Below are 16,319 nucleotides of genomic sequence, written 5' to 3' on the forward strand. Positions count from 1 at the left end.
ATTAAGTAACGACTAAGGCAGAGTAAAGAATGAATAATAAAAATGCCGATAAACCAATCCTACCATCTACACCTGTAATCAATAGCAATAATCCCACTCCTGATATTGGTAAAGACAGAATCGCCAGCGATCGCTTTTCAAGCCCATCGTATATGCAGCAAGAATGGCCACAAGTATGGCGCCGTGTGTGGAATATGGGGCCCAGAATTGAACAGCTAAAGTCCAGTGGTGACTTTGTCACCCACGAATTTGGTCGTGAGTCTTTTATTTTTATTCGTGATCAGGAAGACCAATTACGCTGTTTCTTTAATGTCTGTCAGCACCGGGGCAATAGACTGATCCATGACTCCGGGTGCGGTAACCGAAAAATATTGAAGTGCCAGTTTCATGCATGGGCCTGGAATATTGACGGCACAATTAAAGCCGTACCCGACGCCGACACCTTCCCGCAACTTGCCAACGGCCTACCCTGTGATGAACTGGATCTAGCAGAGATTAGAATTGACTGCTGGGGAGGCTGGATCTGGTTTAACATTGACGGCAAAGCACCACCATTAACTGAATTTTTGGGCGTTATCCCTGGTCATCTAGCCCCCTACCAGATGGAAAATATGCGGCTCTATGAATACAACAGTTTTCTCTGGGACTGTAATTGGAAAGCAGGCTGCGATGCCTTTAACGAGTCCTATCATTTTCGCGGCATCCATCCACAAATGCTGAAATGGTCTGAGGCTAAAGCCTCAATTGAACTGTTAGGTGAACACAGCCGGATGATAAATCGCTATGGCACTACCAGTCCACCCTACCATAACGACACTGAAATTTTTCCCGAGTTAAAACAATGGATGTCGTTTTATGGCATGGATCCCGAAGCCTATCAGGGAAAACCTGAAGATGTTCGTCTAGCCAAACAAAAATATTCAAGGGAGATGCAAGACACAAGCCACTATCCTTACCAACAGCTTCGTGATGACCAGCTATCAGATGTTTACCACTATTTCGTTTTCCCCAATATTGTATTTAATACTTTTGCTGAGGGCATTAACACTTTTCGCTTTCGACCCCACGCAACCGACCCAAACAAAATGTACTATGACCTGTTACTACTTGCCCACATACCCGCTGATCAGGAGGTTAAACCAGTGCATCGCACTCATAACACCCGAGTGCAATACAGTGACGTATTTCAAGTACCACAACCCACAATCATTACTGACGTCATGCAACAGGACGCAGACAATCTGCAGTTTGTACAAGCGGGTTTAAGCTCAGAAGGTTTTAAGGGTATGTACCTGGGTGATCAGGAGCTGCGGCTTCGTCACTTCCACAATACTCTGGATAAATATATGGATGACCCACTAACTGCCGATTGAATGTATTGACTGAAGGTAGATCTATAAACTGCCTTTAAAAAATTTGATGCTGCAGAAATCAACATCACAGCAGATAAGCTCGATTGTCTATTTCCTAACAGCCATACTTTTGGGTGATCTACTGCGTTCAATCACCCTATATTCTTACCGCATTAGAAGTATAGATATCACAAAGGACATTTACATGAACCTCCAACAACAAACTATTTTAATCGGTGGATCCGGGTCGGGTATTGGCAAAACGACAGCACTGCATTTGGCAAAAAAAGGAGCCAATCTGGCGCTAGGTGATATTAACCTGGGAGCTGCACAAACAACGGCTGACGAAATCAACGCCAACGGAGGCAATGCTCTGGCTATTGCCTACGATCAAGCCGATACAGCTTCTATAGAACATTTAGTAGCCACTGCAGCTGACCACTTTGGCGCTATACACGGCCTGTTTGCCAATGCGGCAGATCTAAAAATTATTTTGGAAGACAGTAACATACTGGATATGGACTTAGCCGTTTGGCAGCGCACACTACAAGTAAACCTGACAGGAACAACTGTTTTAATTCGGGAAACGCTACCGCATTTACTGAACAACAAGGGGGAAGTATTGTCTGTACGTCATCAGCGGCGTCCACTATTGGCGAACGCGAACGCCCATCTTATGCCGCTTCAAAAGCAGCTATTAATTCTCTCTGCCGTCATGTCGCGTCACGCTGGGGTAAGAAAGGCATTCGCTGTAATGCTTTGGCACCGGGTTTTATTGCCACTGAAACAACCAAAGAAAATATGCCTGCAGAAATATTAGATGCCATGCTCAAAGGTTATAATAGCGATCGCCACGGCAACACTTTGGACATTGCCGCCGCAGTTGCTTTTCTAATGTCAGATGAAGCCGGCTGGGTGAATGGACAAGTTTGGCATATCAACGGTGGCGCGTACTACGCCAACTAAAAAATGTGGAGTTTAGTTAACACTAAGATGCTGCAGCGCCTTGATTAAAGGGCACCCGCCAGGTGACATAAAATGAGGGGATCGCTGCCAGTAATACCACAATAAAAAACTGTTGGTAACCTAGTAGCTCCACCAAAAAACCACTGACCGAACCCATCGACCACATACACAAGCCCATAAATCCTGTGCCAAAAGCGTAATGAGTCGTTCGAAACTCTCCTGGTGCCAACTGTTGCATCATATAAATCATATGGCCGGTAGCGCCCATACCGAAAAAAAACTTTTCCAAAGGAATCGCCGCAGCTACTAGCCAAAAACTTTCAGGCTGATAAAGACTAAGCAGCACGTAAAAAATATTCGGAATATTTACCGCGCAACATAAAAACATCAGGCTCGGCTTTAGATCCCGGCGCACAATAAACCAGCCGCCTGCAACTGAACCTACTAAAAATGCTGAAAATCCTAGCGAATTGATATTACCCAAGGCGATATTATCTAAACCCAGACCACCATTACTCAGCGGGTCCATCATAAAAAATGGCACAATTTTTTCTAATAAACCCTGGCTTAATCGATAAAAAAAAGCAAAGGCGATCATGATGCCAATATCTTTTTTTAAGAAAAAACTGGTAAAAGCATGGGTCAACTTAAGCGTAGGTTTTTCTACCACCGGCACTGATGCAGGCGGATCAGCTGGTAATAGTGCCTGATGAATTAACGCAATCAATAGTAAGATGACAGATAGCAATGCAAAAATAATTTGCCACACAGACACCCAACTGCCAAGCGTGCTGAATAAATGACCGCTATAAGCCACCATAGCACCTGCGCCCACTATTGGCCCAAGCCCCCAACTTAAACTTTGTAAACCGATAAACTTGGCCTGCTGCTTATTATCCAAAGCATTTAAATAAACACCGTTGCTCGCAACATCCTGAATAGAGCCGGCAAAAGAGACCAACCAAAGAATAGCAATAACAATCGCAACATAGGCTGGCAATTGCAGGCACAGTGCCACCAAGCCAAAACCCACGGCAATACACAGTTGGGAGCCAACTACATAAAACTTTCTGGTTTTAAAGGTATCAACCAGTGGAGCTAATAAGGGTTGAATCGCATAAGCGAGATAGAACTGACTGGCATAGGCCGCAGCCTCGGCGTAGCCCATACCCAAATTGCGAAACATAATTGCAGAGACTACAACCAGAATTTGGTTTACCAGCCCCATCGCAAAAAAGCTAGATGGCACCCATAACAGTGGTCGCTTGAGCTGCTCAGACCTCAACACAGTATACACATCATAAAATTATACCCGCCTAAGATGACGGCGCCGCTACAGTATTGCGAAAGACCAATTGCCAGGGCAATAGATCCGGTGAGCAAGTAAATTCGGATGATTTAATCTGTGCTATCAACTTATCGGCGGCCTCCTCACCCACTAACTGCGTAGGCTGACGAATGGTGGTTAACTGCGGCCATATTTCGCTAGCGATAGGACTGTCATCGACACCGGCCACCGATAACTGCTGTGGAATTGCAATGTCATTTTCATGCGCGGCTGCCATCACACCGGCAGCCATATGATCGTTACTGGCAAAAATGGCGGTGGGAGGTGTCGCCAGAGTTAACAATTTTTCGCCGCAAATTTTTCCGGATTCAAAGTTAAAATCCCCTTGCACAATATATTTTTCATTTATCGCAACTTTATTCTCAGCCATCGCCGCACGAAAGCCCTTCAATCGCACCACAGCATCACGACGTTCAAGGTTACCAATCACAAAGCCAATCCGCTGATGGCCTTTATCGATGAAATATTGGGTCATGTCATAGGCAGCCTGGTAATCATCACAGAATACTGACTTTGTTGGGTTGGTTTTACCCTTGGGAGAAATTCTTACATAGGGTTTTTCCAATCGTTCCAAACAATCGATCACAGATTTCATATCTGAGATTGGGGGAATTAATACCAAGCCATCGGCATTCGATTGGCGAATCATCGATTCCACTTTATTCAAAGTGCTCTCGTCATCATCACCACAGGGGTGTACCAGTAATGAGTAGCCATGCACCGTTAATTTATCGATTAAGCCAGACTGAATATCATGAATATAGTTACCACTAAAATCCTGATACAACATACTGATCAAAAATGACTGATGCGTCGCTAAGCGACGCGCGGACATATTGGCATGATAGTCAAGAATTTCCATCGCCTGCTGCACTTTGAGCCGGGTATTCTCATTAACGTTGGCCTCATTATTCAGCACCCTGGAGACGGTTTTCTTGGAAACACCGGCGTGATTGGCCACGTCCATCATCGTTGCTTTTGAGGTTTTACTTACACTCACTCGACATCCTTATAAATAATTTTTCTGGGCTAATAATACACTAAATCGAACACAATCCAGCGACAGTTAATACATTCACTGCTAACACTAAATTACCAATGAAACCAATAGTACAACGCCAAAGCCGGTAAAACCGACGATAGTGGATACCAAAGTCCAGGACTTTAGCGTGCTTGCTTCATCCAAATGTAAATACCTGGAAACCAACCAAAAACCGGAATCATTCACATGCGACAGTGCGGTAGCACCGGAAGCGATGGCAATCACCATTAATGCGCTTGCCTGCACAGTTAAATCCAATGACTCCAGCACCGGCGCCGTTAATCCGGCTGCTGTAATCATTGCCACCGTAGCTGACCCTTGCGACACACGGACTAATAAGGCAATCAAAAAACCAAAGACATAGGGGGTCAAATTAAAATCAGCAACAAAACCAGCCAATATTAATCCGGTTTCAGAATCGACTAAAATCTGTTTAAACACCGCCCCGGCACCAGTCACTAACACAACCACACCAGCAGGCTCTAATGCTTTAGTCATAACTTCCCGCAATTGCACTGCGGATAGCTGACTCCCCTTTCGTAGCAATATATACGCTAATAAACAAGCGATCATCAGCGCAGTAAAGGGATGGCCAATAAATACCAAGAGCGAGAAAAGGGGTGACGTAGGCAACCACTGAGCTGCTACTGTTGCCAATACAATCAATAGCAAAGGCGTCAAAATGATCAATGCTACCGTCACCAGAGAAAAGCGGGGCTCAGTGCTACCGCCTGTATCTTCGGCCAGTGCTGTTAAAAAAGTTTCGGCCTTTTGAAATTGAAATATTCGGGCAAATACCGGCCCCGCTAAAATCATCGCCGGAATTCCCGCTATCACACCAAATATTTACCCACCCGAGGTCGGCACCCAACATATCAGCCACTGCAATAGGACCTGGGGTCGGCGGAATAAAAGCATGGGTTACTGTCAATCCGGCTAACGTCGGCATGGCGAAAAACAAAAATACTACGATTGCTTTTTTTAGCCAGTGAATACAACATTGGCACCAGGATAATAAAAGCCACATCAAAAAAAACAGGGATGGCAATAACAAAACCAATAGCACCCAATACCCATGGTGCTCGATCTGTGCCTGTTCTATTAAGTAAGCTACTCGCCAAACTTTGCACGCCCCCAGAAACCTCCAGCAATGCGCCAAACATTGCGCCAAGGCCGACTACCACCGCGACAAACCCCAGCGTACCTCCCATTCCATGCTGCATAGACTTAAGTACAGCCTGTGGGTCCATGCCCACTCCCAAGCCAACCAACATGCTGACCAATAACAACGCAATAAAGGCAGGAAGCTTTATCCGTAATATCAGTACTAGTAAAAAAACCAGTCCTGAAAAAACAACCAACAAACTTGTCAGGTTGTTACTCATCATGGCAAGCCGTGGGTATTAGTTTCAATGCTAAGTAATAAATCATCAGCTGTTATAAATAATGTGCTGCCCCCCACGCCGCCAAAACTACAATTCGATGCCGATCTATCCAGCTTAATCATGCCCAATAGCAAGCCTTTAGAGTTGAAGATATATATACCCCCAGGGCCGGAAGCAAAAATATTTCCTCGTTGATCTACCGCCATACCATCTGGCAGACCGGCCTTACCCGCGGCGACTGCAGCGGAAGCGTCATAGAAAATCTCAGTACTGAGTACTACCCCACTCTCATCTAGCGAGTATTTTTTCCATAACGGGGACTCAGGGTCAGAATTGGCAACATACAGCGTCCGTTCATCCGGAGACAACCCAATACCATTAGGGAAGCTTAAGTCCTTATCAATAGCTGTTACCTGCCCATCGATATCCACACGATATACACCATTAAAATCCAGTACTTTATGTGGTGATTGATTGAGCCCTTTTAAACCGTAGGGTGGATCAGTAAAAAATAACTGCCCATTTTTCGACATTACCAGATCGTTAGGACTGTTAAACGCGTTACCTTGATAGTGTGCTACTAGCGTCGTTTTATTTTGATCGCTCAAATTAATTTTTGATAGGCTGCGGCGACCATGATCCGCTGCAATAATAGACGCGTTATCAAAGCGAATTAAACCATTGCTGCCGGCCTCGCGTAAGTGTTCGCCCCCCGCACCCTCAAATCCCGATGGAAACATAAATACCATTAGCCCGGTCTTCTCATTCCACTTGAATATTTTATTTTGGGGTACATCTGACAGCAACAAATATGGCGCTTTAGCATCATTTATCCATACCGGCCCCTCTGACCACTCAAAGCCACTGGCCAGCACATTAATCACCGCATCATTTGCTATCAACGAATTAAGATCTTTCGAATAGCGCTCGATGGTGCCAGTAAATTGCTTTACATCGGTGGCATCAGGGGAAGTTTTAACCGCTTCTGCCTGTAATCCAATTGAGCTAACAATCATTAAAGCCATTGAAAGTTTTTGCAGTTTTTGCGGCGTCAAACTCTTAACAAAAAAATATCTAAACATGATTTTCATCCAAAAATTATTCTTGATATATAAATGAACCGGACAAACCAGATGCAGCATCGGGACCAACCCAAACATTAAACCGACCAGGTTCGATTACATATTGCATTTGTTGATTGTGAAATTTCAGCATTTCAGGCGTAATCGTGAATAGTACTCGCCGCTGCTCACCAGCAGCGAGGGATACTCGTTGAAAACCCTTTAGCTCTCTTACTGGCCGTGTAACATCTGCCACCACGTCCTGAATATAAAGCTGGACCACTTCTGTTGCTTGCTGATCGCCAATGTTTTTCAGCAATACGCTAACCTCTAAACTGTCGGCAGCGCTGAGTCGTTGCTGATTCGATAGCTGTAATTTTTGATAACTAAATTCAGAGTAGGTTAAGCCAAAGCCAAAAGGAAACGCCGGCCTAAAACCAAGATCCAGATAATGTGAGTCATTCCCTAACGAACTTTGCCAAGCCTGTACAGGAATATCATTGATAGCAACAAAGTCTTTATCATTTGCGGGCCTACCGGTATTTTTATGATTGTAATAAATAGGAATTTGGCCCACCGCTAATGGCCAAGTTATTGGTAGGCGCCCCGACGGCGACTGCTCTCCTAATAATAGCTCCGCGATTGCCGGACCTGCCATAGTCCCGCATAAAATGACACTAATACCGCATCTACTTTATCTATTATCGTCGACAAAGTATTGGGGCGACCTGCCATCAGTACCAACACGATAGGTTTACCCAGTGTAGATAATCGCAATAACAAGTCCTGTTGCGCGCCAGGTAAATCAATATCAGCGCGACTATGTGCCTCACCCGACAGGATGGCTTCCTCACCAGCAAAAAAAACAATCACATCCGATTGATTAGCCGCAGCAAGCGCTGCAGAAAACCCCGCATCATCCACATCTCGGCTGTAGCCAAGCCCGGCAGCGTAGTGCACTTGGCTATCGCCAACAATGCTCTTTATCGCCGCTAACGGTACCTGGCTGTTCACTGCCCTACCGTCAAAAACCCAAGTGCCCATTTGCTCATGCGGGGCATTAGCCATCGGTCCTATAATGGCTATCTGCTGATGTTTATTCAATGGCAATATTCGATTGCTGTTTTTTAAAAGCACCGCACTTTCTAACGCAGCATCTTTGGCGCGAGATAAATGCATTTCGTTCAATATAGAAGACTCACTAGCCGTGACGCGATAGGGTTGATCAAACAGGCCCAATCGAAATTTCATCCGCAATACATTTCTAACTGCACTATCCAATTCAGTTTGCCTTAGCTTTCCTGCCGCCAGCAATGTCGCCAAGTGTTGCTGATACGCTTTACTTGTCATCTCAATATCAAGCCCTGCGCTGAGTGCTAACTGCGCTGCATGGGAGGAATCCTCAGCAAAGCCATGGGCAATCATTTCAGTGACTGACTCCCAATCACTGACTACCACCCCGGCATACTGCCACTGTTGCCGGAGAATCTCTTGCAACACAAATTTATTTCCGGTCGCCGGCACTCCGTTTAATTCATTAAAAGAGGTCATCATGCTGGCAACACCGGCATCACTCGCGGCTTTGAATGGCTTTAAGTAAACATCTCTTAACTCCCATTCCGATATCATCGCGATGTTGTAATCGCGGCCGCCTTCAGCAGCGCCGTAGCCAACTAAATGTTTCGCGGTAGCGGCCATGCTATCGGCACGGGTTAGATCATCAGTTTGAAAACCCTCAACCATGGCTACAGAAAACTGCGAAGCCAGAAACGGATCTTCACCAAAGGATTCAGCAATACGCCCCCAGCGTGGATCTCGTGCAATATCCATCATCGGCGCAAAGGTCCAGCGTATACCAAACTCACTGGCTTCTTTCGCTGATGTTCTTGCCGCCAACTTGGCTTGTTCTGGATTCCAACTAGCCGCCAACCCCAATGGAATAGGGAAAATTGTTTTAAAACCATGAATAACATCGCGAGAAAAAACCAAGGGAATACCTAAACGGCTTTCTTCCACTGCCAGCCGTTGTAATTCATCAACATGATCTACTTCCATTACATTAAGGAATGTGCCGATATGACCGCTACGGACGGCAGCTTTTAGTTGCTCAGATAAGCTACCTTTTTCCCTACTGGATGTTCCGCGCATCGCTAACTGACCAATTTTTTCATCCACTGTCATTGACGCTAGCAACGCATCTATTTTCTGCTCCACTGCCATATCCAGTTCGCACATTGCGATCAGCGGTTTAAAACTAACTAAAACGCCAACACCTATTTTAAATAGGGCAGGAATCCAATATAAACATTTGCCTTTCATCTGTTACGCTCTATTATCTAAATTTTCAATAAATTCAAAAAATCAACACACAGCAATAATATGAACCATAAACACGAGAATAATAAACCACAGCTACTGTTAATCATGGGTGTTTCAGGCTGCGGAAAATCATCGATCGCCAAAACTCTGGCCGAGAAATTAAATTATCGTTATCTTGATGCTGATGATTTTCATACTGAACAGGCCAAAACCTTAATGGCTCAAGGCAAAGCAATCACTGATGCTATTCGAGCCCCATGGGTTAAATCAATTTGCGACCACCTCAACACGCTAGCCGTCAATGAAACCCATTGTGTCTTAGCTTTCTCAGGGTTAAAAAAACAGCATCGTGAAAAATTTTATACACTGCCCTTTCAAGTTAAAGGATATTTGTTATCAGGCAGCAAAACATTAATACAACAACGAATAAGCGCCCGCAAAAATCATTTCATGCCACCCAGCTTATTGAACAGTCAATTCGCTGCACTTGAACTACCCTGCTCAATAGAACCCATTGCGACGGTCGATATCAATCAAACGATCGCAGCTATTTGCGACACTATTATTAGCCAACTTAAATAGCCGTATCGCTAAAATAATCAGATAGTCCCCTCTACACCAAGCCACCAACGCACCAAAGCCTCATCTGCCAATCAAGTCACACCGGGCAAAAAATCGCTGCCAAAAGCTTGGAGTGACTGTACACCTAAACCCTTTATATAAAGACTTGACACCGGTGTCAACTTAGACTTAAATTAAGCTGTACTGTTTATGTTGTGTTTCCGAATCAAACAGTACCCAGCAAGACTGGGTCTCCCCCATTAGGCCACTTTATGTGGCCATTTTTTTAATTCAAAAACCAAACACGTTAAAATTCATTTGAAGGTATCAGTCGTAAATTATCAGGATCAACAGAACTTTCCGTCGGAATCCATGGCGCGAGACAATCACTATCTTTCAAACATGGATCGGTTAACGCTAACAAAAATTCAACCAAGTCATCAACCTGCTGATCGCTCAAGTCGAGTATGCTAAGTGCCGATTCCCCTTCTGCTTGTAACGTTTCAAATTGCGCAAGCGCTAGCTGCGTATTGGCTTCTGCGTTTTCAGCACTAATACCAGTTTGTACATTTTCCGATAGACTTGTCAGCTCAAAATCGTAGGCCTCAATAGCCGCTCGTGGATCAAGGTGGTGAACAACCATATCTCTTAAACTCAGATATGCGCCATCATGGCCATAAGGTGCTGTCATCTCAACATTCAGTAACGCCGGTGTACGGAAAGCATATTTGTATTTATCAATCCAGGTTTCGCGAAAGCGACCAAAATCATCATCGCCAGTCAAACCATTTTCCTTACCACGGCCTATCTGTGGAATGGCCAACACATGAAAATCTTCATCGGTATAAAAATCACCACTGTGGCAGGCTGCACAATCTGCACCGCCATTATCAACTGTGTTATAAAACAATAATGCACCGCGCTTTGCCGATTCAGAGATAGCTGTCTGATCACCAGCGATATAAGCATTCCACGGATTATCAATAAAGATTTGTGACCGTTGATATTCACCCAATGCCAATGCAATATTTTCATAAGTGATTAATGTCATCGCATCATCAGTACTGGCAAAAGCTTGCTGAAACTCCTGCAACCAACTGTTAGGAATTGACTGGTCGGCTAAGCGTTCTGCCAAGGCATCGCGAACTTGCTTATTACGAGTAGCTGTTTTCTCTCTGTTATTATTCTCATCTCCACTCTGAACTAAAAACTTAGCCCGCATTTCCTCTTCGGAGGTGACCGGGAAAAAAGCTTGCGCCTGAATCAAATTAAGCGCACTGGCATCCGCGCTTTGTGGCCACACATCCGGAGTGCGAATATCTGACCCTTCGCCATTACTGGAAACGACATTACCCAAAATTTCGACCCGGCCATCGTGAAAAACTGTCTTATCGTACAGCCCAATGTTAAACGTGGTCGGCGAATTTCTGGGTACGGTAGGTCCACCATCATAGTCGAAGCCGCTGCTAGCATGCTCCCGGCCGGGGCCAATAAAATCCGGATCTACCGCATCCACACCAATAGGCAGCGCCAGCGCATCGCCGCCGGCGAGTAAGGGGTGGTGACAACTAACACAGGCAGAGTCCAATTGACCGCCCAGCGCCTTGGTGAAAAAAAGTTTCATACCAAGCTGAGCTAGCGGATCATCGATTGTAGGTAGATTACGGCCAGCGGCAGGATCGCCGGTTAAATTATTAGCCTGGATGACAACATTCAGCTCGGCATCTTCAACCATCACAGGACCGCTATTGACGACTGCGGAATCACTGGAGCCACCACCGCCGCCACAAGCCGTTAGACCTAAGGTAGAGGTAAGTAGCACCGAGACCAGTGTTTTTGCTTTTATTATATTTTTAATAACCATTTAAACCCCCATCACTTAGCTATAGCAGTATAAATCTCGCTATAGCTTGAGTATTACTCTATCACCAAAAAATAGTATACAAAGCCGCTAATATACCGATTACCGCAGTAGATCCCACCTTGAAATCCAGAGCTGCAGCTGACCGACCGTCCATGGCATCAATAAATTTATCTTCAGCAGAGTTGGAATTATTCAATAAACTGACTACAACCATCATTATTACCAATACCAGAAAGACAATCCCCATCCGATCAATAAAAGGGATGTCCGGAGTCAAATACTTCATTCCTGCAGACAGAGGAATAGTGAGTAAGGCCGCCAATAATGCTGAGGTAGCGGACGCTTTCTTCCAGAATAATCCAACCAGAAATATGGCAACGACTCCCGGTGATACAAAGCCGGTATATTCCTGAATAAATTGAAATGCCTGATCAAGCGCACCAAGCGACGGCGCGACAAACAGTGCAATAAGAAACGCAACGATCACCACCATACGCCCCACAAAAACTAACCGTTGTTGCGACGCGTTAGTATTAATGTAATTCCGATATATATCCATAGTAAAAATAGTAGAAGTACTATTGGCAATGGATGCCAGTGACGAAACAATTGCTGCAACCAAGGCAGCAAAAGAAAGCCCCTTCAATCCCGCCGGTAACAAACTCAACAAAGCGGGATAAGCTTTATCCGATTTAATTAAGCCCGTATCAACATCGGTCATCGCCAAAGTAAAATCACCGACGCCGGCTTCATTTTTTACAATTACATAGGCTGCGATACCAGGAATAACTACCACCAAGGGCATTAATAATTTAAGCCCGGCTGCAAAGAGAATACCGCGTTGAGCTTCATGAATATTTTTTGCGGCTAAAGCGCGTTGGGTAATATACTGGTTACAACCCCAATAACTTAAATTCGCTATCCACATACCACCTATTAATACCGATAAACCTGGTAGATCAATATACGCATCGCGGGTACCACCATTGCCATCGCTGATCATCATTTGGCCTGGCTCGAAAATCATATGAAAATGGTTTGGTGCCTCTTCTTTTAAAATTGTAAACCCAGTCCAAACATCTCCAGTACCGACCATCTCCAGCGCCAGATATGTGGTTACCAATCCCCCCAACACCAGAAAAAACACTTGCACTACGTCGGTCCAGGCCACAGCCGTTAAACCACCATATACAGAGTAAAGCATGGCGAAAGCAGCCAAGCCGATGACGGCATAAATAAATGGTATGCCCATCATGCTTTCGATACTTAATGCTCCGAGATACAACACCGCTGTTAAGTTAACGAATACATAGACCAACAACCAGAAAACAGCCATAACCGTTCTTACTCGGCTATCATAGCGCTGCTCTAAAAATTGCGGCATGGTGTATATACCTTCTTTCAAAAAGACAGGTAAAAAGAACACTCCCACCAATAATAAAGTTGCTGCAGCCATCCACTCATAGCTAGCTATAGCCAAGCCTAGTGCAAAACCTGACCCGGACATACCAATAAATTGCTCTGCTGAAATGTTCGAAGCAATCAGCGAAGCACCAATAGCCCACCACGGCAATGCCTTACCAGCTAAAAAATAATCTTCAGCATTTTTTTCATGCCCTTTTTTTTCTCTGGACACCCACAAACCAATACTAATAATGAGTAAGCAGTAGCCAACAAAAACAATTAAATCTACAGTATTCATAGTGATAGCCTTCTATTTATTATTGCTGATCTTTACTCACACTTAATTGAAGCGCTAGCGGCGCCCTTTCGTGACAACACAACATTACCAAACTCAATTTCAGCGGCAGCAGCACTTTGTAAAGAAAACCCGAAGTAATATTTGCAATATTGACCCCCTCATTAGTAAAACACTTTAAAGCCACAGAGACACTCTTCCACTGCTCATCATCTTCAGAATTTAACAATCTATTAATAGCTAAACCGCCTGCACAGTTATCGCCACACTTCATTAACACTTTTAATTTTCCCGCTAAAGGCTTGTTCACTTTGATATCAAAGGCCAGTACGCCGTTTTCCTGATAGGGTGAGAAATCCATCGGACTGTTTACCGCAACGTAGACTTCCGATGTTCTTTCTCCACTCCAAGTTACCCTGCGAACATCTTCCTGTACTTTTCTATCGGTCGCTTTAACCGTAATCGTATTAAATAATCCTTGCTGATAACTGCGCGTGATCTTGATACTGTTATCACCTTGCTCATGCAAATATAACTGCCACGGTAACGGCGGTTCTTTATCGAACAATACAATTTCATCAAAAGCTGCGGCTGAATCAGCGGCACCCTCTTCACTTAAATTATTGCCGACTGTTTCAGTATTGGTAGCCGCATAAGACAAACCGTAACCATAGGGGAATAAAGGTGAATAGTTATCATCGCCAATATTGACTAACTGTTCAGGTGAGTTTGGCCAGGAGAATGACAAGCGCCCCTGAAAGTCATAGTTAACAGAACCATCAGCACGCTTGAATAATACGTCCGCAATACCTTTCGCTTCAGTACCTGGTAACCATACGGCGACAAATGCATCTGATTGATTCAACTCAGGGTTTACCCACAACGGCCGACCCGAAATAAACAGCGAAACAACAGGAGCCTGGTAAACTTTAACTTTCTTTAACAGTGCCAGATCCGTTTTATTTCCGGGCTGATATTCCAAAGTAGAAATATCACCATGCATCTCTGCGTAAGGGTTTTCACCATAAACCGCAATAACTACATCAAATTTTGCTTCGCCTTCAGCTGGTAGTTCATCTTTTTTAGCATAGACAACTTGGCCACCAGCCGCCTCGACCGCTACCCGAATACCGCCCAAAATTGAACTCCCGCCGGGGAAATCCTCATTACTATTACCATTACCCTGCCAGGATATCGTCCAACCACCGGCCTGCTTACCAATATTATCGGCAGCAGCACCGACAACCAGCACTTTTGAATTAGCCTTGATAGGCAATATATTGCCATCATTTTTCAACAGGACCAGTGATTTCCTTACCGCTTCCCGGGCAATATCTCTATGTTCAGCGGCGCCAATTAATTCGGTTTTATTTGAGTACGGCCGTGTAATCGGGCCACCACGGTCAAATAAACCGGCGCGCATTTTTACCCGTAAAATTCTACGTACAGCATCATCGACCCGAGCCATTGGGATCGCACCTGATTCAGCTTGCTGTAAGGTATTTTCGAATAAGGCTTTCCAATCTTCCGGCACCATAAACATATCAATACCGGCATTAATCGATTGCGCGCAACTTTTATTGTTACAACCAGCTACTTGACCATGACCATTCCAGTCACCAACCACAAAACCATCAAACCCCATGGTGCCTTTTAATACATCTGTCAATAAATATTTCTGGCCGTGCATTTTGTCACCATGCCAGCTGCTAAAAGAGGCCATTACTGTCTGTACACCGGCTTCCAACGCAGTAAAATAACCTGCCGCATGGATATCCCGTAAGGTTTTTTCATCGTCAATATTATCGCCCTGATCAATACCGCCTTCGGTACCACCATCCCCCAAGTAATGCTTGGAGGTCGCAATGGTTTTTGTGTCATCTAAAAAGTCACTACTACCGGCAACACCCTGTAAACCCTCAACGATTTTCTCAGCATAGGCTGCAACAATATCGGGGGCTTCAGAGTAACTTTCATAGGTACGTCCCCAGCGGTCATCTCGCACCACGGCTAAGGTCGGCGCAAAAATCCAACCGATCCCTGTGGCGGAAACTTCTTTGGAGGTTGCAGAACCAATTTTTTCGATTAACGCAGGGTCATTAGCGGCACCTAGCCCAATATTGTGCGGAAATATAGTCGCCCCAATAACATTATTGTGGCCATGTACAGCATCAGTTCCCCAGATAATAGGGATCGCAACACCACCTTCGCTGGTATCCATCGAGGCTTCATAATATGACTGTGCTAAATCTACCCAATCTGAAACTTTGGCGTGCTTATCATTATTGGGCGTAGTGCCACCACCATTCAGCACCGAACCCAAGCGATATTTTTTAACATCATCTGCTGTGACAGAACGGGTTTCGCCTTGAATCATTTGACCTATTTTATCTCGCAGGCTCATAGTGGCCATCAACTTGCTAATGCGGTTCTCAAGTTCAGGGTCAACAGTAATTGGGTGATTTATCTCTGGCCAGATGGCAGGATCAAATTTGAATACAGCTGATGTAGACTGCTCATCAACAACGGTATTTATATTAGCTTCAGAAATACTTTTCTCGTCAGAATCACAGGCAATTAATAGGGTGCCTAGCAAGCACAGCAGTGTTGTCGTTAAGTATTTCATTAGAAAAACTCCAAATATCTTATTTCTATATTTTAAAAAATCCAAAATCACTTTATTAAGGTCGAACAATCCCAAAGCGCTTTATAAAAGCACTTA

At 44.6% G+C, this 16,319-nt stretch carries 11 protein-coding genes and 3 pseudogenes; 4 read left to right on the plus strand and 10 right to left on the minus strand.

Annotation, left to right across the window (positions count from 1 at the left end; translation table 11 throughout):
• Positions 1-29 precede the first annotated feature (29 nt).
• The 3 genes and pseudogenes from UNITIG_RS03705 to UNITIG_RS24920 all read left to right on the plus strand — a co-directional run bounded on the left by UNITIG_RS03705 (position 30) and on the right by UNITIG_RS24920 (position 2,318).
• Positions 30-1,373 (plus strand): SRPBCC family protein, encoded by a 1,344-nt coding sequence (locus tag UNITIG_RS03705; protein ID WP_101757182.1) that lies wholly within the window; start codon positions 30-32, stop codon positions 1,371-1,373.
• A 184-nt stretch (positions 1,374-1,557) separates the two neighbouring features.
• Positions 1,558-1,941, plus strand: a pseudogene (locus tag UNITIG_RS24915) (SDR family NAD(P)-dependent oxidoreductase); the annotation flags it as partial.
• The gene (locus UNITIG_RS24920) at positions 1,884-2,318 is read left to right on the plus strand and encodes an SDR family NAD(P)-dependent oxidoreductase (RefSeq protein WP_255399583.1); all 435 of its coding nucleotides are present in this window, start codon (positions 1,884-1,886) and stop codon (positions 2,316-2,318) included. The pseudogene UNITIG_RS24915 and the gene UNITIG_RS24920, both read left to right, overlap by 58 nt.
• A 22-nt stretch (positions 2,319-2,340) precedes the next feature.
• On the opposite strand, the gene UNITIG_RS03715 is transcribed toward UNITIG_RS24920, so the two are convergent.
• The 7 genes and pseudogenes from UNITIG_RS03715 to UNITIG_RS03735 form a co-directional block, all read right to left on the minus strand.
• A complete protein-coding gene (locus UNITIG_RS03715) occupies positions 2,341-3,606 on the minus strand; it encodes an MFS transporter (RefSeq protein ID WP_200821177.1) in 1,266 nt (421 codons plus the stop codon).
• A gap of 28 nt (positions 3,607-3,634) precedes the next feature.
• Entirely contained in the window at positions 3,635-4,666 is a 1,032-nt protein-coding gene (locus UNITIG_RS03720; protein ID WP_101757185.1) for a LacI family DNA-binding transcriptional regulator, read from the minus strand.
• Between the two features lie 87 nt (positions 4,667-4,753).
• Positions 4,754-5,657, minus strand: a pseudogene (locus UNITIG_RS24925) (GntP family permease).
• Positions 5,584-6,096, minus strand: a complete 513-nt coding sequence (locus UNITIG_RS24930) for a GntP family permease (protein ID WP_200821179.1) — start codon at positions 6,094-6,096, stop codon at positions 5,584-5,586. The pseudogene UNITIG_RS24925 and the gene UNITIG_RS24930 overlap by 74 nt, the downstream one beginning before the upstream one ends.
• On the minus strand, positions 6,093-7,175 hold the full coding sequence (locus UNITIG_RS03730; protein WP_200821180.1) for an SMP-30/gluconolactonase/LRE family protein: 1,083 nt from the start codon (positions 7,173-7,175) through the stop codon (positions 6,093-6,095). Before UNITIG_RS03730 ends, UNITIG_RS24930 begins: the two co-directional genes overlap by 4 nt.
• A gap of 16 nt (positions 7,176-7,191) precedes the next feature.
• Positions 7,192-7,437 carry a fibronectin type III-like domain-contianing protein gene (locus UNITIG_RS25440; protein ID WP_369809178.1) on the minus strand — a complete coding sequence of 82 codons (246 nt, stop codon included), beginning with the start codon at positions 7,435-7,437 and terminating at the stop codon, positions 7,192-7,194.
• Between the two features lie 174 nt (positions 7,438-7,611).
• Positions 7,612-9,473 (minus strand): annotated as a pseudogene (locus UNITIG_RS03735) (glycoside hydrolase family 3 N-terminal domain-containing protein); the annotation flags it as partial.
• 60 nt (positions 9,474-9,533) lie between these two features.
• Between UNITIG_RS03735 and UNITIG_RS03740 the strand changes: the two are divergent.
• Positions 9,534-10,055 carry a gluconokinase gene (locus tag UNITIG_RS03740; protein WP_101757186.1) on the plus strand — a complete coding sequence of 174 codons (522 nt, stop codon included), beginning with the start codon at positions 9,534-9,536 and terminating at the stop codon, positions 10,053-10,055.
• 286 nt (positions 10,056-10,341) lie between these two features.
• On the opposite strand, the gene UNITIG_RS03745 is transcribed toward UNITIG_RS03740, so the two are convergent.
• From UNITIG_RS03745 to UNITIG_RS03755, 3 genes are all read right to left on the minus strand, one after another.
• A complete protein-coding gene (locus tag UNITIG_RS03745; protein WP_101757187.1) occupies positions 10,342-11,898 on the minus strand; it encodes a cytochrome-c peroxidase in 1,557 nt (518 codons plus the stop codon).
• Between the two features lie 61 nt (positions 11,899-11,959).
• Positions 11,960-13,600 carry a sodium/sugar symporter gene (locus UNITIG_RS03750; RefSeq protein WP_200821181.1) on the minus strand — a complete coding sequence of 547 codons (1,641 nt, stop codon included), beginning with the start codon at positions 13,598-13,600 and terminating at the stop codon, positions 11,960-11,962.
• 19 nt (positions 13,601-13,619) lie between these two features.
• Positions 13,620-16,223 carry a glycoside hydrolase family 3 protein gene (locus tag UNITIG_RS03755; RefSeq protein WP_200821182.1) on the minus strand — a complete coding sequence of 868 codons (2,604 nt, stop codon included), beginning with the start codon at positions 16,221-16,223 and terminating at the stop codon, positions 13,620-13,622.
• Between the last annotated feature and the right edge of the window lie 96 nt (positions 16,224-16,319).

It is taken from the genome of Oceanicoccus sp. KOV_DT_Chl (assembly GCF_900120175.1).
Classification (GTDB): domain Bacteria; phylum Pseudomonadota; class Gammaproteobacteria; order Pseudomonadales; family Dasaniaceae; genus Oceanicoccus.